At 48.5% G+C, this 19,755-nt stretch carries 10 protein-coding genes; 3 read left to right on the top strand and 7 right to left on the bottom strand.

Annotation, left to right across the window (positions count from 1 at the left end; translation table 11 throughout):
* Positions 1-60 precede the first annotated feature (60 nt).
* From PSTEL_RS05900 to PSTEL_RS26055, 7 genes are all read right to left on the bottom strand, one after another.
* Positions 61-441, bottom strand: a complete 381-nt coding sequence (locus PSTEL_RS05900; protein ID WP_038694139.1) for a LytTR family transcriptional regulator DNA-binding domain-containing protein — start codon at positions 439-441, stop codon at positions 61-63.
* A 174-nt stretch (positions 442-615) separates the two neighbouring features.
* Complete coding sequence (locus PSTEL_RS05895; RefSeq protein ID WP_038694137.1) at positions 616-1,347, bottom strand: hypothetical protein; 732 nt, start codon at positions 1,345-1,347, stop codon at positions 616-618.
* Positions 1,348-1,351: 4 nt separating this feature from the next.
* A complete protein-coding gene (locus tag PSTEL_RS28680; protein ID WP_281176758.1) occupies positions 1,352-1,477 on the bottom strand; it encodes a hypothetical protein in 126 nt (41 codons plus the stop codon).
* Positions 1,474-2,004 (bottom strand): accessory gene regulator B family protein, encoded by a 531-nt coding sequence (locus tag PSTEL_RS05890; protein WP_084064750.1) that lies wholly within the window; start codon positions 2,002-2,004, stop codon positions 1,474-1,476. The genes PSTEL_RS28680 and PSTEL_RS05890 overlap by 4 nt, the downstream gene beginning before the upstream one ends.
* Positions 1,952-2,659 carry a hypothetical protein gene (locus tag PSTEL_RS05885; RefSeq protein WP_038694133.1) on the bottom strand — a complete coding sequence of 236 codons (708 nt, stop codon included), beginning with the start codon at positions 2,657-2,659 and terminating at the stop codon, positions 1,952-1,954. Before PSTEL_RS05885 ends, PSTEL_RS05890 begins: the two co-directional genes overlap by 53 nt.
* A 333-nt stretch (positions 2,660-2,992) precedes the next feature.
* Positions 2,993-6,055 carry an efflux RND transporter permease subunit gene (locus tag PSTEL_RS05880; RefSeq protein WP_052099150.1) on the bottom strand — a complete coding sequence of 1,021 codons (3,063 nt, stop codon included), beginning with the start codon at positions 6,053-6,055 and terminating at the stop codon, positions 2,993-2,995.
* Between the two features lie 7 nt (positions 6,056-6,062).
* A complete protein-coding gene (locus PSTEL_RS26055; protein ID WP_052098221.1) occupies positions 6,063-6,866 on the bottom strand; it encodes a TetR family transcriptional regulator in 804 nt (267 codons plus the stop codon).
* Positions 6,867-7,284: 418 nt separating this feature from the next.
* Here PSTEL_RS26055 and PSTEL_RS05870 point away from each other — a divergent pair, with 418 nt between their 5' ends.
* The 3 genes from PSTEL_RS05870 to PSTEL_RS26050 are packed head-to-tail and all read left to right on the top strand — an operon-like array spanning position 7,285 to position 19,751.
* On the top strand, positions 7,285-12,990 hold the full coding sequence (locus tag PSTEL_RS05870; RefSeq protein WP_038694131.1) for a non-ribosomal peptide synthetase: 5,706 nt from the start codon (positions 7,285-7,287) through the stop codon (positions 12,988-12,990).
* The gene (gene fabD, locus PSTEL_RS05865; protein WP_038694129.1) at positions 12,983-14,272 is read left to right on the top strand and encodes an ACP S-malonyltransferase; all 1,290 of its coding nucleotides are present in this window, start codon (positions 12,983-12,985) and stop codon (positions 14,270-14,272) included. Before PSTEL_RS05870 ends, fabD begins: the two co-directional genes overlap by 8 nt.
* On the top strand, positions 14,265-19,751 hold the full coding sequence (locus tag PSTEL_RS26050; protein WP_052098220.1) for a non-ribosomal peptide synthetase: 5,487 nt from the start codon (positions 14,265-14,267) through the stop codon (positions 19,749-19,751). Before fabD ends, PSTEL_RS26050 begins: the two co-directional genes overlap by 8 nt.
* The last annotated feature ends 4 nt before the right edge of the window (positions 19,752-19,755 follow it).

Here is a 19,755-nt window from a genome sequence, read left to right as displayed (position 1 = left end):
TGAACAGGCTTCAATTAAAGGGACCGCTGAGGATTTAATCCATCAGCGGTCCCTTTTTATTTAATCCAATATGGTTTCAATCCGCGGAATATCGGCAGGAAGCTCCTCCATAATGGCTTTATATCTTCCATCGGACATCATGCAGTATTTGGTCCGGTTGGTTACCGGATAATCGAAGTACGCGAACTTCAACGTCGTATTAATGCATTTAATCTGCTCCAGGTTGGCCAGCACCCCTCTGTCCAGACGGACAAACTGAAAGCCCCCCTGCGCAAACGCGCTTTCCCAGAACCGCAGCGGCCCTACGGTATAATATTTCCCTTCCCTGGTGTGGACCTCCACGAGAGCTTTCATATTGGTCTGCAAAAACAAAATGTCATCGACTGACACCGGCTGGATTCCCGCCCCATTTTCATCCTCCGTGACCGTCAGGCTAAGCATTCGATCTCTCCGTTCCCCTAAGACAGTAAAATAGCTTGTTCTATAGTGTAACCTACTGCTTTAAAGTAATTTGTCGAAATAGATCGGAAATTTCAGTGCTATCCTAGGTCAGATTTTTCTTGACAAATTTGCCCAAATATAATAACCCTCATCTCACTTGGGAGAAGAGGGTTATCAGGGAAGAATGCTTTTTAAGTATTTGGCCTTGCTGCGGGCGATCCCCGTCTTGTGGGAACTGTCTTTGAAATATACAATATCGCCGTATATTTTCTCCTCAATTCGTTCGATCAGGTCCAGGTTAATGAGACTGCCATTATACGCCGGGAACAGATGGGGCATCGCTTCCCTGCAGCTCTGGAAGGTCAATCCGGCCGAATAACTGCCGTCCTTCGTATAGAACCGGGGGACATGATAATTCCGCTTGGGCTCCCAGGTATCCACATAGAAGACTTCACTGGCGCGGATAAATTGTCCCTCTTCCAGCTTGCCGAATTCGTCGATCCGGTTCACAAAAATATCCCGGTCGTCCTCCTCGGCCTCCCTGGCCTTGGCCGCAAGTTCCTCCCACATGCCAATACTTTTGAGGTTAACCCCGGTATACTGCGAAGAACCCTGAAAATACAAGCGCCCCCCGAATGTCCCGGTCTCCAGTCTTTCACCTTTTCGCAAATTGACCAGATTCCACGTATCCAGGGAGAGGAAAGCCGAAAAAGCAATACTGCATTCCTCCAGCGTCGTCAGCACCGTGAAGGTGCCGGTTCTCGTATGGAAAATCGGAACACTGTAATTTTTTTTCGGCTTCCACATTTCGATGCTCATGATGTCGTCTTCCTTAAAGTAAAACTGCGAAATACCGTCGGCAGGCTGAGATACCTGTACCCCGACTATTTTGCGTGGTTCCTTCATGCTGCTATTCGCCTTTTTTCAATTCGCTTGGAACTGGAAGAGATCCTGCGATGGACTTGCGGCTTCTGGAAGACTTTGTTGCAGACTTCACGATTTTTTCAGCCATAAAGCGTGCCAGTGCTTTTTTCATTGTTGTTCACCTCCTTTCCTGGGGTATATCGGAAGCAGAAGCAGACATTGAATCATAAATGAAAGTGCCAGTATGGAAGAATTAAGATATAAATTAGAAGAAATAATGAGGAGAGAAATCCACTTCGACCAAGCGTCAAACTTAACATTGTAAATCTCTTCATAATTATTCGGCGCATACCGTAAAGCGATCAGGAAAGACAATCCTGTCAAAAGCAGAATAGCTACATGGCTCAAAGTAAACAGCGGAATAAGTGCGGCTCCAAGTCCTGTAACAATTGAGCATACGGTAATAGGCAAATGAAAACCGCCGGAAAACTTCCGAAGAACCATAAACGAAGCCAGCGCAAGAATCGAATGGAGAATATCGCTAAACAAGAGCCCGAATACAATTGTGGAGATAATCCCGAAATACAGGTTCAACTTTAACCCAATCCCGTAGCTTAGCACCTCAACCGAGCCAGGACCCTCCGGATCAAGCTTTTTTATCCTTATTGCGATACGCTTCGACAGCTCTTCTAATATCATCCCGGTCACTCCAACCCGAAAAATAAAATGATAAACCTAAAGTGATGGCAGAGGTCAATAACAGCCACAAAGGATTGGCATCGTACAGAAATAGGACGGTTACAGAATTGGTTATCAGTGATGCCAAACTGCCGAGTAGGACGAGCAGATTTCTGATGGTGAAATAGTTTTCTTTGGTCAAGAAGTCATGGGGAGGTAAAATAATGAACGAAAATCCTGTGTTGAATTTCATGAGCGCCCAGGAAATAACGAGAGCAATCACAATAGTTGAAATTTGCAGCAAATAGACGCTTCCGTTGTTCTCCTTCAACATGTACGCATTCATCAAGTGAGTCCAATCGTAGAAATAATAAATACCCATCTGCAGTACAGCATAGGCACATATACCGGCTCCAGCTATAAAGGAAGCCAGATGAGTCTTGATTTTCAGGCCTACTCTAAGGAACAAAATAAACAGCAGGTACTGCAAAGGCAGATCATAATTAGGCTCTTTCAGGACAATCCTCATAACATATGAGAAAACAGCGATAAACGCTGCGAAAATCAGGATTTTACCCAAATATTCTCTCACTGGAAGCATGTACAGCTTGAGGATGAGGACTAACATCGCGAAGGCATCAAATACTCCCAGAACTACAAATATAAGATCATGCAATCCAGCATCACCACCCTCGGACTAATCACCGACAATATACTTCCTTATTTTAACATCATAGACTTGAAAACGTTGTCGAAATTTGGAAAATGACATGGAATTTTAGAGAAATTTCGTTTTTTGTCGAATATTGATAATACTGAGGACGCGACTTGGAGGAATTGTTAGGCTGTGCTTCCTGATTTCATGCAGTGCGATCAGATCATGTGAGATTGCTAAGGAGTGTGCTTCATAAAAGGTTACTCTCAACAAATAGCCGCGCTTGTTATCTTGGAAGATATCAAGCGCGGCTCATATGTTCATCCTGATTTTGATAATGCCGCTAATAATTCGTTACTGCAATTTGGGAACTGCTTCAATACCTTGCTGCTGAACAGGGTGATTCTTCAACAGCCGGCTGCGGAGACGATCCAAGGACAAATAAGCGACGGGAACGACAACCAGCGTCAAGAGCGTGGACGTGGTCAAGCCTGAAATAACAACGATAGCCAAAGATTTTGACACCAGCCCCCCGTCCGTTGAAACAGCAAGCGGAATGAGAGCCCCCAGTGTCGCGATAGCGGTCATCAGAATCGGGCGAATTCTTGTTGTTCCCGCTTCAAGAAGGGCTTCGAACGGTTCGATTCCATTCTTGCGATTATGAATAACCCGATCCAGATAGACAATCGCATTGGTGACAACAATACCTATCAGCATCAAAAAGCCTACCAACGCCGGCATACCCAGAGCCTCATTCGTTATAAACAAACCAAATATTCCTCCGGTAAAAATAAACGGGAGCGAGAATAAAATGGCTAACGGAGCGAGCATTTCTCCAAAGGTAACCATCATAACGGAATAAACTAACAGAATGGCTATGGCCATCGCGATCGCCATGTTCTGGAACCCTTCATTCATTTCTTTCGAATCGCCTTCAAATGAGTAGCTGACGTTCCCGGGCAGCTTGAGCGCCTCTATTCTGGACTTTACTTCATTCTGAATAGCCGCTGTATCCTCTGAAGTCATATGCCCGGTTATCATCACAAATTCGACCTGGTTTTGTCTTTGAATCGTGCTGACAACAGAAACCTGCTCGATCCTGGCAACATCCCCAATTGCAACCTGCTGGTTCACAATATTCGTTACGGGAAGCGATCCAATCCTGTTGATCTGGCTGTAATCCTTGTTATTAAGGCCTAATAACAGATCAGTCGGCTGCCCATCCAGCGTGATCTTGCCTATCGTATCTCCATCAAGCTGGGATCTAACCTTTGCAGCTACCAAAGCCGGATTAAGTCCTTGTTCGGCAGCCTTATCGGGGTCTACCTGAATGGACAACTCATGGCGCGTAGCCTGTAAGTTGGAAGCCACATCCGCTAAATGAGGAACATTCTTTATAGCGCCCAGTATTTGCTCGGAGGCACCTTGCAATGTTTTTGCATCAGAGCCCTTGACTACAAGAGCCAGATTTCCCGACCCCGATGTCAGTCCTTCTTGCGTGAGTGCCGTCTGAATCCCTTCTCCAAGCGCTGATGTCTTCTGCCGGACATCATCTTCAAAAGACTTGATGTCGTTCTTGGAAGCATCCGTATCCAGCTCAATGGATATGTTCACAGACTCGCTTCCCACGTTCGTCTGATAGCTTTGAACAATTGGCATTGCCTTTAAATCGTTCTCCACTTCTTTGGCGACTTCATTCGATTTGTCCAGAGAGTTTCCCGCAGGTAATGTGATGTCCAGACCGTAAGATACCGTCTTCTCGTTAGGCAGAAAGTTCATCGGAATATTCGGAACGAGAATAACCGAGCTTCCGAATAGTGCGACCGAAATAAGCAGAATAGCCAGCTTATGGCTCAGTGACCAGGTTAGCACCCCTCTGTACACACGCTGAAGCCCAGTTTCCTTCGCGTGAGACAGCGGTTTGGTCTTGAGCAGAAATAGGCGCGCCAACAGCGGAACAACCGTCACGGATACAATAAGTGAGAAGGCCAGTGCGATAATGACAGTGACACCAAAAGGAGCAAAGAACTTGCCGACAATCCCCGGCACGAACGACAGAGGGCCAAATACTGCGATAGTGGTAATAGTGGAGGATGTGACGGCTTGCCCTACCTCGGTTGTCGCTGTTACAATCAAATCCCAAGTGCGCATGGTCTCGATGTTCAGACGGCGGTAGATGTTCTCGATTACCACTATAGAATCATCGACGACTCGGCCGACAGCGACAGCAACGCCCGCCAGCGTCATGATATTAAACGTGAAGCCCAATGCGTTAATCATGATCATCGTGGCCAATACAGAGATCGGTATAGAGAGAATAGCGACCAATGTGGCTCTAATATTGCGCAGGAATACAAAGGTGACAATGACGGCAAACAAGGTACCCAGCAGCACCTCCCGGAGCATGCCTTCCACTGATTTCTTGATCAGGACGGAATTGTCCCGCAGCTTTTCTATTTTGTAGCCTGCCGGAAGAGACAGAGATGTAAGACTTCTATTCACTTGCTTGGCAATCTCGACGGTGTTGGAACCCGGCTGACTCTTGATGTTAATGATTATGGCCTGCTTGCCGTTAAGACGCGCCATCGTTTCATTATTGCCTGCGGAATAGGATATGGCCGCGATATCCTTCAGCTTTACAGTGTGATATGGCTTGGCGGAACCCGCGTCCGCCGGCCCGGAGGCTAATAGCGGCAGCTGCTCCAGCTCCGTTAAACTCCCGATTTGGGAGCCCGCCTCAACATTTAATGTTTGATCCTGATCATTCATCTGACCGGCCGGGATCGAGAGATTATTTGCGAGAAGCATTTGCTTGACCGTGTCCAAATTTAAATGCTCTTGTTGCAGTTTCGATTCATCCACCCGAACGGAAATCTTCTTGTCAGCGGATCCGTTAATCTCAATCTGGTCGATGCCATGGATTGCCGACAGGGAAGGCTCGATCGAGCTTTGAACATATTGCTTAATGACTGCCGGGTCCTGGTTGGCAGAGACGGCAAATGAGTAAATAGGGGTGGCGCCGGGACCCGCTTTGTCAATAATGGCCTTCTGAGCCTCTCCCGGAAGGGTGGTCGAGGCAATGACGCCGTTGACATTCTTTATGGCTTCGTCCATAGACTGACCCATCTCGAATTCAAGTGTCAGGGCTAGATAATTGGAGCCGGCAAACGTGTACACATTCTTTAGGTTAGGGAGATCCTGCATAGCCGATTCCAGAGGCTTCCCAATATCATCGAGCGATCGCTGGGGCGTAGCTCCGGGATAAGGGATTGTCACGTATAAATACGGAATATCGACATTCGGTAGTTGTTCCAGTCTCATTGATTGAGTAGAATAGATCCCCCCGGCCAGAACAGCCAACATGATAAGAAAAATAACCCCAACATTCTTCATCGAGAATCGAATGCAAGCATTCATCGGCAATTTACTCCTCCTTGTTATATCTCTGCAAACCATTCCAGACTATACGGGCAAACGCTTGTGCCAGGTTATCCATATCAATCCCTTCCGGATCAACCAACCAGGAAATCATTAATCCGTCAAGAATTGCAACGAAAAAAACAGACAACTCAAAGGCATTGTATTCCCTGCTTATGATCTGCTCATGCTGCAAATTCTCAATCAGCTTCTGGATCTGCTTATATCCGCCTCGGTACAGGGTCGATAATTGATTCTGTACAGACGGATCGCGGGCGTTGGAGACAAAGTCAAAAAAAAGACGGTTGCCCTCCTGATCTCCAAGCCTGTGTACAACCTGAGATTGGAAAAAAAGCACTACGCTTTCTTCAGGTGTTGTCTCCTTCAGATGCTTCCAAATCGAATCTGGCAGTTCCAGTACCCGGGCATGAATGTTCTGCTCCAATAAGGTGAGGTACAGTTCGCTTTTGTTCTTGAAATTGGAATACACCGCCCCCTTGGTCATCCCGACTTCGGCCGCTATATGCTCAAGTGAGGTGCCGGAGTACCCATGCTTCGAGAACACATTGGATGCTGCTTGCAGAATCCGTGTCCTGGTATCCGGCACTTCGGACTCCATAAACCGGAAGCCGTCTCGGGCAATGCTCTTTACAGCTTCCCGGCCCCCTACATGCCGCCGGATCGTAGGCCAGCTTAAGCCGGAGACCCGGGCGATGTCCGATAACGTAATGTCCTCGGGATTTTTACTGGCGGTCAGTGCCTGGATCGCATTGTAAATTCTTAGTCTTGATCTCTCCGGTCTGTTGATCATGGCAACACTCCTTCTGCTGAGACGCTGGAATTTCTCATATTTCGATACTATCCGGTATCCGGATTTTTCATGGGTAATATAACAAAAGGCTCTCTGGATATTCAACAATATTTTTCCAGAAAAATGCATTGATCCCCCAAGACATTGCGGTATATCACAATGCCTTGGGGGATCAATGCGGTTCCCCGCAAAGTTGATCGAACCTTGAGTATGAGTGGAAAAATGCATGGTTCCCGGCGAAATCCCCGATTATTCGTGAACCGAATTCTTTAATAAAAAAATGCGGTGTACACAATAAAGATTGTGGTCACCGCAATTAAATATACGGTAACTGCAAAAATCATTACGTTACTATCAAACTGCTCCCTAATTTACAATATGGAATATCGTGGAATTATTAAAGAGGGGGGAACTATAAATGGAGTCCGCTGTTACCTTGCTCGACGTACTGAAAGGCGCAATGAAACAGCATTCAACAGGGGTCAACTTTATAGAGGGGGACCAAGGCGAGACTTTTGTCACCTATGCCGAAATTTATCGTCAAGCTTTGGATTTACTTGGAAAATTGCAAGGAAAGGGACTTCATGCCGGCCAAGAGTTGGTGTTTCAGATTGAGAACAACCGTTCCTTTGTCACGATGTACTGGGCTTCGCTGCTTGGCGGATTCATCCCCGTGCCGATTAGCATCGGGAACAATGACGAGCACCGATATAAAATCGTGCAGATTTGGAACAAGCTATCCTCTCCGTCGCTGATTGGTGAAGATTGGGCCATTGCATCGTTAACTAAATATTTGGGTGACCATGGAATGGTCAAGCTTCTGGAGGAGATGGAGCCGCACTTCTATTCGCTGGACTCATTGAACACAGTGACGTACGAACCGGGAGTTATCCAGCCTTGTAATCCGGAGCAAATCGCTTTTATCCAATTCTCTTCCGGCTCAACAGGCGATCCGAAAGGAGTTGTACTGACGCACGCCAATTTGATTTCCAACACAGCCGCCATAATAGAAGGCATCTCAATAACAGACAAAGATTCTCTGATCTCATGGCTGCCGCTGACACATGATATGGGATTGATAGGCAGTCATCTAACAGCTGTCAGAGCTCAAATCAATCAGCATTTGATGCCAACGTCTCTGTTTATCCGCCATCCTCTCCTTTGGCTCAAAAAGGCAAGCAAATATCGTACAACCGTTACTGTTTCACCAAACTTTGGCTACCGGTACTTTCTTAATTTCTACAAAACGGGAGCAGGAATTGATTGGGATCTATCCTCCATACGTGTCATCGTTAACGGAGCCGAACCCATTTCTTATCCGCTAATCGTCGAATTTACATCGAAACTCCGCACACATGGACTCTCCGCGAACTGCATATTTCCGGTTTACGGGCTCGCAGAGGCCTCGTTGGCAGTCACTTTACCTCCTCCCGGCCGGCCGGTACGACATTTTCTGATTGACCGGAAACATCTGAACATCGGGGATCAGGTTTGTCTTGCAGCAGCAGAAACATCCGGAATTGGATTAGTGGGCACCGGAAAGCCTGCTCGTGATGTTTCCGTTCGAATTTGCAATGAGAACAACGAGCCGCTTCTTGACGGGCATATCGGCCATATTCACATAAAAGGCCGCAATGTCACACAAGGCTACTATAACAATCCGGAAGCAACCAAAGCAGCGCTTGCAGGCGAAGACTGGGTAAAGACAGGAGATATCGGAGCCTTTTATGAAGGTGAGCTAATCATCACCGGCCGGGCGAAAGACATCATATTCGTGAATGGACAGAACATTTATCCCCATGATATTGAGCGGCATGCGGAAGACATTTTCGAAAAGATCACTCAAGTTGCCGCCGTGGGCGTGTTCTCCGAAGTCAGCCAGAAGGAAGAAATCATTCTGTTTGTCCATTACAAAAAATCTGTCGAGTCCTTCGCTGAGCTAAGTCAGCATATTAAACAGCATATTAATCAAAAAATGAGTCTTGACGTTAAATCCGTTCTGCCCGTTCGGCATATTGAGAAGACAACCAGCGGAAAAGTCCAGCGTTACAAAATGGCTGAAAGGTATCGAAATGGGGATTTTGACAGCATCCAGTCTGAATTGGATGAGCTGCTGCACACAAGAGAACGTGAAAGAGTGATTGAACAGCCAGTCACAGAAACCGAGGGAATTCTGGTTCGTCTTGTTCAGGAAGTTCTGGGTCACGAACCGGTCTCTCTATCGGATCACTTCTTCAAAATAGGAGGGCAATCGCTTAAGGCTGCAATGCTTAGTGCACGGATTCAAAGAGAAATGAAGAAGAGCATCACGATTCGTGACATATTCTTGAATCCCGTTATGAGCGACTTGGCTAATATGCTGGACACATTGCCCTACAACGAGATCTTGCCATTCATATCGGCGGAGAGCAAGGATTTCTATTCAATGTCCCCGGCGCAGCGTCGCTTATACATTTTGCAGCAGCTTACGGAAGATACCCGATACAATTTGCCTTTTGCCATGAAAGTAGAAGGCGCAATCGATCCTGACCGTCTCGAGAAGGCGCTTCTCGAATTAATTCATCGTCACGAAAGCCTGCGCACCTCCTTCCATTTGGTGAACGGAAATACTGTCCAACGCATTGAATCCAATCCCGGCTTTCAGCTCGTCGTAAATAGGGACGTTCAAGATGCCCGGCAAGCAATCCGGCAATTTATCCGTCCATTCGATTTGACTAGAGCCCCTCTGCTACGAGCGGAGCTTGCCGCAATTGCTGACGGTACAATGCTGTTCTTGATTGACTTTCATCATATAGTTACCGATGGAACCTCGATGGCGGTGTTTATCCAGGAGCTATCCCTGCTGTATCAGGGGGAGACATTGCCCACTCCTTCAAGACAGTATCGCGATTTCAGCGAATGGCAAGCACGTCTTCGGCAAGAGGACTCATATTCAGAGAGCGAGATTTATTGGCTTGAATCCTTCGGCGGAAGCATTCCTGTATTGGATCTACCAACAGACAGCCCCCGCAGTAATTTACAGCTGAGATCAGGCGCTTCTCTCCCCTTCCGATTATCCCAGGAGAGAGTTCGGGAGCTGAAGGATTTAGCCTATGAGCATCACTCTTCCCTGTACATAATTCTCCTGGCTTCTCTAATGGTTACTCTTTCTCGTTGGAGCGGTAAAGAAGATCTGGTAATTGGTTCCGTTACAGCCGGACGCCCGCTTGCTGAGATTGAGAGCATGATCGGCATGTTCGTGAATACCATTGCGATACGCTGCCAGCCACAGTACAAAATGACATTTCTCAGCTTCTTGCAGGAAGTACGGCAGCAAGTCCTTAGTTCCTTCGAGCATCAACGATATCCATTTGACGAACTGGTCAATAAGCTTGGACTCGGATATGACCAGGGACGAAATCCGTTATTTGATGTAATGTTCTCGCTTCAACCTGCCGGTCTGGAAGAGATCAAGTTAGGTCCGGTATGCCTTGTTCCGCAGCCTGTTCATAACGGACATGCCAAATTCGACTTAACCTTTGAAGCCTATGAATCGGCGGACGGTCTCAGATTCGATGTTGAGTACTCAACGGAGTTGTTCAGGCCGGAAACCATCAACCGGATGATGAGCCATTACTTTGCCATATTATCCTCCATAACTCAGAACCCCACCGAGAAGCTGGGGCGGCTTAATATGCTTACCAAGCAAGAAGAATGCCGGCTGCTTGACAGGGCTGTTGAGTCTGCAGCTGCTTATCCAGACAGCACTCTCGATAAATTATTTGAGCTGCGGGCCGGCCATGCTCCCGACTCGATCGCGTTGATCGACAGTTCAAGCGGGGATCTTCTGACCTACGGGGCTTTGAATAGGCGTTCAAATCGCCTGGCTTCCCAGCTTCTGGAATATGGAGTTACGCGGGGGTCGTATGTTGGCATATTGTGCGAGCGCAGCATGGATTATGTGATCGCAGTGCTTGCCGTATTAAAAGTGGGGGCAGCCTTTGTTCCTCTCGATTCTGAAGCTCCAGCGGAACGGATACATCATATTGTATCGGATGCCTCAATCGGGGTCATTCTCAGTCAAGCTCGTCTTGTGCCATTTGGGTCGTCTATTCACGACTTACTGAAACAATGTACCCAACTGATAATTATGGATAACGAACAAGGCAAAATGCATGATGCACCAGCCGCGAATCCGGAACGGACTCATACGCCTTCCGACATCGCCTATCTGATCTACACTTCCGGTACAACGGGCAAACCCAAGGGAACCTTAGTCTCGCATGCAAATGTCGCACGTCTATTCAGCATCCCCTTTGCCGGAGTAGAGATCACTTCGCAAGACCGTTTGATCCAGGTATCCAACACGGTCTTTGACGGCTCGATTATCGACTTGTTTGGTTCACTGCTGAACGGGGCGTCCCTGCTGATTACTAAAAAAGAGCAAATACTGGACCCTACCGAGTTCGCTTCCCTGCTGTCCCTTGATGTCACTACCGCCTTTATGACGACCCAGCTCTTTAATACCATGGTGGAGTATCGGCTGGATGCACTTAAGAATTTGCGGACGATCATGTTCGGAGGCGAACGGGCTTCTCTCCCGCATGTTCAAAAAGCTCTGGAGGCGTTGGGACCTGGGCGATTGTTCAATCTATACGGACCTACGGAAACAACCGTTCTGGCTACGGGATATCAGATCGACAAGCTTATAGCCGGTCAGGGGGCAATCCCGATTGGCAGAGCAGTGCCTAACAGCGAATTATACGTCCTGGATCAAGAATTGCAGCTTGTACCGGAGGGGGTGAACGGCGAACTGTATATAGGAGGAGCCGGAGTCAGTCATGGGTATCTTAACCGTCCTGACCTGACCGGGGCAGCCTTCATTGAAAACCCCTATCGCCCCGGACGCTTGCTCTATCGGTCAGGCGATCTTGTCCGCTGGCTTCCGGATGGAGAATTGCTCTACCTCGGCCGTGCGGACAACCAGATCAAGCTCCGCGGATACCGGATTGAGCTTCAGGAGGTCGAGTCGGCACTTCTCCGGATTCCTTATGTACGGGAATGCGCCGTTATCAAACGCGATCTTCCCAATGGACAGGCTGAGCTTGCCGCCTATGTGGTTGCCGACCAGCCTGTGTCGATTCATTCCCTCAAGAATGCATTGAATTCTTACCTGCCATCTTATATGGTTCCGACTTCCTACTGTCAGCTGGACCGGCTTCCCCTGACCCCCCAAGGCAAACTGGACGCCAAAAGCCTGCCTGAACCAGAGGGTGTTGATAGCACTGTGGTCCAATCTTCACGGAACCCGACCGAGCAGCACATCGAGGCAATCTGGCAGCGGCTGCTTAATATAGAGACGATCAGTATTCACAGCAATTTTTTTGACATCGGCGGCACCTCTCTATTGGTCATCAAAATGCAGGCGGAGATTGAATTTATTTATCCTTCCCTCATACGAGTGGTGGATATATTTAACAACCCGACCGTTGCCCGGCTAGCCGAACTGATTGAATCACGCCAGAATGGTGAGAAAAATAGGTTGGTCTGGAAGACCGTTCCCTGGCCCCATTCTTCCCGTACACAGTCTGCGGGTTGGCAGGAATATAAGAGAACTAATGTGGTTGTGAACAATGCAGCCATGAATGATTTGGATTTCGGCAAAAAGGGCGTCGGCATCTCGAAGGATTCGCTGCTCCGCTCGGCATTCGTAATGTCACTGGTCCGTATCGCAGGCGAGCATCAAAGCTATGGATTGCAGATTCTTCAAGGCTCCTTCATTTACCCGGTAGAGCTCGGCTTACATGAAATACGCTCCACATCCGGTCTGCTTCAGGCGGTAACGAACATGGAGAACCGTTATGTTGGTTATCAGGTCAAAGACCTCGAAGGCATTGTGCCGATCCGGTCGGATCAAGAGCTTGCCGCCATTCTTGTTCATCATCCGACTTCGGCCACGCATGCCCTGGCTCATCATTTTGATTTGATGCTTACCGTTAGCGAAGGAGCCAATTTGGTGCTTCAAATGGAATTCAACCCAAGAAAAGTCAGTCAGGAAACAAGCAAACGTTTTGCGGAACTCTATATGAATTCATTACAATGGGTAACTCAACAAATAGGCCAAGAGGTGTTGAATCATGAGTAAAATCGCATTGTTATTTCCAGGACAAGGCTCGCAATACGTTGGAATGGGAAAGGGACTGATAGATAATTATGCCGTTGCACGGCAGACGTTTGAAGAAGCAAGCGATGTACTCGGTTACGACCTTCCGAAGCAGTGTCTCGAAGGTCCCGACGCCGTACTTACAAATACGGCCCAGGCTCAACCGGCAATACTGACCATGAGTGTCGCGGCCTACCGGGTTTTCCGGCAAGAATTCGGCTTAACTCCTTCTGTTGCAGCCGGCCATTCCTTGGGAGAGTTCTCGGCGCTTACTGTCGCGGAGGTCTTTTCCTTCTCCGATGCGGTCAACCTGGTCCGGCAACGCGGGCTTCTGATGGATGAAGCCAACACCTTGGGTGATGGCGCCATGCTGGCTATCTCGCAAGCCGAACTTTCATCAATAGAAGAAGCATGCCGTATCATCAGTGACCAAACAGGACTTACAGCAACGATCAGTTGCTTTAACGCTCCAGATCAATTCACTGTCAGTGGCAATCGAATTGCCATTGAACAGCTAAACGACCGGGTCACCGGCATGTTCCCTAATGTTAAAACAACACGCCTGAACGTTAGCGCCGCCTTTCATTGCTCCTTGATGTCATCGATCGTTGACCGGTTTATGCAAGTTATTAGCAATATCCCACTGCATTCCCCAGTCTTCCCTGTCCTCTCCAACGTGACAGGACTGCCGCACGGAGATGCTGATTCAATTGTACACAATCTGGTACGACAGCTTACCGAACCGGTCCGTTGGACAGACAACATGTCGCACATGTTGCAAGAGGAACAAGTAGTGTTCATGGAGCTCGGGCCCAAATCTGTATTGCGCAACCTGGCGAGAAAAGTAACCTCCAGACCTTCCTTTGCCTATGACAATACCGATAGCCTGGAGAGCATGAGAACAGAGCTTGGACGATATACCCCCTTCGGCCTTATCAGCAAGACCCTTGCCATTGCCGTAAGCATCAAGAACCGTGAATTCGATACTTCTCTGTATGAAGTTGGCGTCATTCGCCCCTATCAAGCCGTCAAATCAAGACTTATGCAGCTTGAATCCGAAGGAAGGCAGCCTGAAGGAGAAGATATACGGCAAGCGCTTGATATGCTAACCTCCGTGCTTCATACCAAACAAGCTCCGTCCTCCGAAACGCTATTCCGCACAGAACAGTTGCAGGAACAATGGGGGCAAATGCCTGAGGTGGCCGAGTGGGTAAATGAGCTGAGAGAAATCTACCAAATGAGAGGGGACTTATTGCATGCATGAGGATTGGCTCAACGCTCCCGCTCTAGAGCCGAGCCTGATGAAGGTTCAGCCGTATGATCCAGGTGCCTTTCAATATGAAGAGGTTAATACATTCGACATTGCCATTATTGGTCTGTCCATGCGCATGCCCCAATCGGAGAACGCAGACTCTTTCTGGCAGCATTTAACTAACGGGCATGATTTGATCGGACCTTTTCCTGACTTGCGCATTAAGGATATTCTTCCCTTTCTTCCCTATCTTCACATGGGGGATGGCAAGTCCCCCTCTTTCTCACCTGGCGCCTATCTTCATGAGATTGACAAGTTTGATCATGAATTCTTCGGTATATCCAGGCGCGAAGCCTTGCTTATGTCGCCAAGTCAGCGGCTCTTCCTGGAGACGGCTGCCCATGCGCTGGATGATGCGGGTTATGGCGGGCGTGTTCTGTCCAAGAGCAAGACAGGTGTGTACATAGGACACAATTCAGACTCGATGATGGAGGGCTACTGCGATTATTCCCGATTGATTGCAGCTGCCGATTCTTCATCTATTCCTGCTGCTGTTCCGGGAAATCTGTCGCCTGTTATTGCAAGCCGAATTTCGTATCTGCTCGACCTTCGGGGTCCTAGCATCAATATCGATACCGCCTGTTCTTCCTCCCTTGTATCTATCCATATGGCCTGTCAGGGGATCCGGAGCGGTGATTGCGATATGGCAATTGCCGGTTCTGTCAAAATCAATCTGTTCCCCATAGAGAGGGAGCAGAAGCTTGGTATCGAGTCGTCCACATATCGAGCCCGCACATTCGACAACCGGGCGGACGGAACAGGTCGCGGAGAAGGGGTTGTTGCCATTCTCCTAAAGCCATTGCACCTTGCTCTCCAGGACCATGACCATATCTACTCGGTTATAAAAGGCAGCGCGATTAACCAGGACGGTCTGTCCATTGGTATTACCGCTCCTAACGCCATAGCTCAGGCCGAGGTCATCGCAAGCGCCTGGGAACAGGCGGGAATTGATCCACAGACCATTTCTTATATTGAAGCTCATGGAACGGGAACTTCCCTGGGAGATCCAATCGAGATTGATGGAATCCAGAGAGCGTTCGCCAAATATACGAACAGATCTCAATTTTGCGCCGTTGGGGCGCTCAAGACCAATATTGGGCATCTGGATAACGCCGCCGGAATAGCCAGCTTTACCAAGACTGTCATGGCTCTATACCATAAGGAGCTCCCTCCCAGTTTGCACCTTGAACGGCCGAACCATAAAATTTCCTTTGAGCAGTCACCGGTCTACCTTCTTGATCGTTTGACAGCTTGGGAGACTGACAACGACTCGCCTCGAAGAGCGGGCATTTCATCTTTTGGCCTAAGCGGAACGAATTGCCATTTCGTATTGGAGGAAGCGCCAGACCAGAGCGAGGAATGCGGGTATTCCAGCGGCATGAAGAATCTATTGACTCTATCCTCCCGCTCGGAGTCCTCTCTGATTCGCACCCTGTCGGATTATCATCAGCATCTGGCAAAGAACCCTCAAATTCATTTGACTGATCTCTGCTTCACCGCCAGTGTCGGCAGAGGACATTACAATCATCGCATTGCGATGGTTGTTACGAGCTATGAGGAAGCTCTTCAAGCTCTTCAAGCTCTTCAGACAGCCATTGCCTCATCATTGCAATCAGGCAAGCTGGCCGAAGGAATCTATTATGGTATATCCACTGAACAGGACTCCTTGAGCCTTGCCAAGGAATCCCGCGATCTGCTTATGCAGACAGAGCGCTTCGCCTGGGACGGCGACGCCTATGAAGAGTTGGCCGATCTTTATGCTCGCGGAGCTAATCCGGATTGGGAGGAATGGTATAGTAGCCGGCATCTGCAGCCCTATCGCATCCCGTTGCCATGCTACTCCTTCAATAAAGAGCGTTTCTGGATTGGCGATCTGCTTGGAGCAGACAAATCCGCTAACGTTCAACTCACTGGAAATCCGGAGAACCGTTATACGGATGCACAATACAAGATTGCCCAGGTCATGGGCGAGGTGCTTGGTCGCTCATCTATGGATCTGGAAGACGATCTGTATGTGCTTGGAGGCGACTCGCTGGCTGCCTCGCAAATCATTAATACATTAAATCATCGCTACTCTCTGGAGTTGGACATTTCGAGCTTGCTTAGGATGCCCAAGATCGGTGAATTTGCGGCTTTCGTAGAACAATCGCAAGCACAGGCTTCCGCCGCGCCGCTTGACATCGGGGCTACGGCGCCCCTGGCAGGCGGAGTAGAGTCCGGCCCTTATCGGGCTTCGCCCGCGCAAGAGCGGCTATATGTATTGCAACAGATGAACACGAATGCCACTCATTACAACATGCCGGAAGTGATTGAAGTAAGCGGCTATCTCGATAAGGAACGCTTTCAGAACAGCATGGAGTCAATCATCGCACGGCATGAAACTCTTCGCACATCCTTTCATATAGAAGAGGCCGGCATCCTTCAAAGTGTACATCCGGAATCCAAGATACAGATTGCTTATGAGAACCTAGGAGATTCAGCGCTGGAAGAGCATATTCAGAGCTTTATTCGCCCGTTCGATCTATCCGACTGTCCTTTGCTAAGAATCAAATTGCTCTCCGCCGGAGCGGAACGTCACTTTCTACTATTCGACATGCATCACATTATATCCGACGGAACTTCCATGGGCGTGCTGATCAAAGAATTTATCAAGCTATACAACGGGCAGGCCATTCCCGATTTGAAATGGCAATATAGGGATTACGTGAATTGGTTCTATTCACATTCCTCGAAGAAGCAGCTCCAAAGCCAGGAATACTGGAGAACGGTATTTGATGAGGAACTGCCTTTGCTCCAGCTTCCCACCGATCATGCCCGTCCGACAACCAAGACCTACCGGGGAGATAAGATTAGCTTTCGTCTGGATGAATCGGCCACCCGTTCAATCCGGGATCTTGCTAAGCAAACGCATACAACGGTCTTTCAAGTTGTGCTATCTGCCTTTGCAATTCTGTTGTCCCGATATAGCAACCAAGAGGATCTTGTAATTGGCACACCGGTCGCTGGACGGCAACGGTCGGAGTGGAGTTCTAATATCGGGATGTTCGTGAACACACTGGCGCTTCGGCTCCGCCCCAAGATGGCTCAGAATTATCGGGTGTTTTTGGAAGAGTTAAAAGATTGTACCCATGATGCTTTCACCTATCAGGAATATCCTTTTGAGAAATTGGTTGAGCTTCTGAATGTCCCGCGTGACACAGGAAGGAATCCGGTCTTCGATGTCATGATCGTCCACCAGAACGTCTCATTCAAGACAATTGAGACTGAGGAACTGGAGCTTCGGGCTGTTCCGTTTCAGAATCCAAGCGCCAAGGTTGACCTTACCCTGGAGATGGAAGAGCTGGAGTCGGAGCTGGAGCTGCGTCTGGAATTTGCGCTCGATCTGTTCCAGAAAGAAACGATACTGCGAATGGCAGGCCACTTGGAGCAAATTCTAGACACCATTCCTGACAATTTGGATCGGCCTATAGGTCATATCAACATGATATTACCGGAAGAAGAACGGCTGGTACTACATACGTTCAATCAAACTTCGGCTCCGTTTCCTGATGCTGCGACGCTGCACAAATCAATTGAAGAACAAGCGGCAAGAACGCCCGATAAAGCAGCCGTGCGCTTTGAGGCTTCCACTCTCACTTACCGGGAGCTCAATGAACGCGCCAACCAGTTGGCCCATGCGCTCCGGAGGGATTTCGTCACTGCCAACCCTATCGTACCTTTGATCATGGAACGTTCGATTGACATGCCGGTCGTCATTTTGGCTGTGCTAAAAGCGGGCGGAGCCTATCTTCCTATCGACCCTTCACATCCGCAAGAGCGTATCCGGTTTATTCTGCAAGACTCGGGCTGCACCTCTGTCATCGTTCAGGAACGTTTTGCTCATTTAATCCCCGATGACTTGGTTAAGCATAATCTCGATCAGCCAACCTGGCTGAAAGAATCGTCCGAGAATTTTGCTGCCGGCGGAGGTCCGGATGATTTGGCATATATTATTTATACTTCCGGATCAACCGGCAATCCAAAAGGAGTCATGATCGAGCATAAGTCCGTCCTGAACCGGCTGGCATGGATGCAGAGAAAGTACCCGCTGGGAGCTGATGATGTCATTTTACAAAAGACGCCTTATACTTTCGACGTTTCCGTGTGGGAAATATTCTGGGCGCTGCTTGAAGGAGCCAGCATTTGTTATCTGGTTCCCGGAGGAGAAAAGAATCCTCAGCAAATCATTGATGCCGTTGTGACGAACGACATTACCGTCATGCACTTTGTTCCATCCATGCTGCACGTGTTCCTGGAATACCTTGAAAGCACAAACGAGACGGAACGTCTGACATCGTTGCGCCAGATATTTGTCAGCGGAGAAGCATTGACAATATCCCAGACTGAGAGGTTCCATACTCTGCTACGGCAACGGTTGGGAACTCAATTGACCAATCTGTACGGGCCTACGGAAGCTACAGTGGATGTATCTTACTATGATGTAATTCCATCCATTCAGCAGCATTCTATCCCGATAGGAAGACCCATTCAGAACACGGCTCTCTACGTGCTTGGTCCGAATGATTTGCCACAGCCCGTTGGAGTCCCCGGCGAGCTTCATATATCCGGAATAGGGCTTGCCAGAGGCTATCTGAACCTTGAAGAGCTCACTAACCAGAAGTTTGTTCCCAATCCGTTCATTCCAAATAGCCTCATGTACCGGACGGGTGATCTGGCCCGCTGGCTCCCTGATGGAAATATAGAGTATTTGGGGCGCATTGATCACCAGGTAAAAGTACGCGGTTACCGGATCGAGCTTGATGAAATTCAATTTCATCTCTTGCAACATCCCGCTATACAGGAATGCATTGTTCTCGTTCGGGAAGATCAACCGGGCAATCCCGCCATATGCGCATACTATCTTTCCGAAACAGAACTGACGGCTCATGAGCTTAAGGCTCATCTGGAAAAATTATTGCCTCCTTATATGATTCCCGGCTTTTTTGTACATCTGAAACAGTTCCCAGTAACTTCTAACGGCAAGCTTGATCGCAGGTCACTTCCTAGACCAGAGAAAATGTCATCACCCGGGACGACTTACGAAGCTCCGGGCAGTCATATGGAACAAGTGGTGGCTGGCATTTGGCAGGATGTCCTGAAGATGGACAATATCGGTATCCACGACCACTTTTTTGAGGTCGGAGGGAATTCCATCTTGCTGGTTCAGGTCTTTAACCGAATCCAGCAAGTGTTCCCGGGCCGCATCACGATGACCGATTTGTTCGCTTATCCAACCATTCATCAACTGGTACAGTATCTTGAGCATGATTTGACCATTTCCGATTCCAATCAAGATTCGCCCAATGCGAGAGCCGAACTGACCGATCTTATCGAAGGCTTGAATGAGAACACCGATCTTGAAGGTATCCTCGACCATCTATTAAAACTCTAGGAAG

Origin of the sequence: Paenibacillus stellifer (genome assembly GCF_000758685.1) — a bacterium.
In the GTDB taxonomy this organism is placed as follows: Bacteria; Bacillota; Bacilli; order Paenibacillales; family Paenibacillaceae; genus Paenibacillus_AQ; species Paenibacillus_AQ stellifer.
The sequence above is the reverse complement of the archived record's forward strand: the minus strand, read 5'-3'. Positions and strand labels throughout refer to the sequence as shown.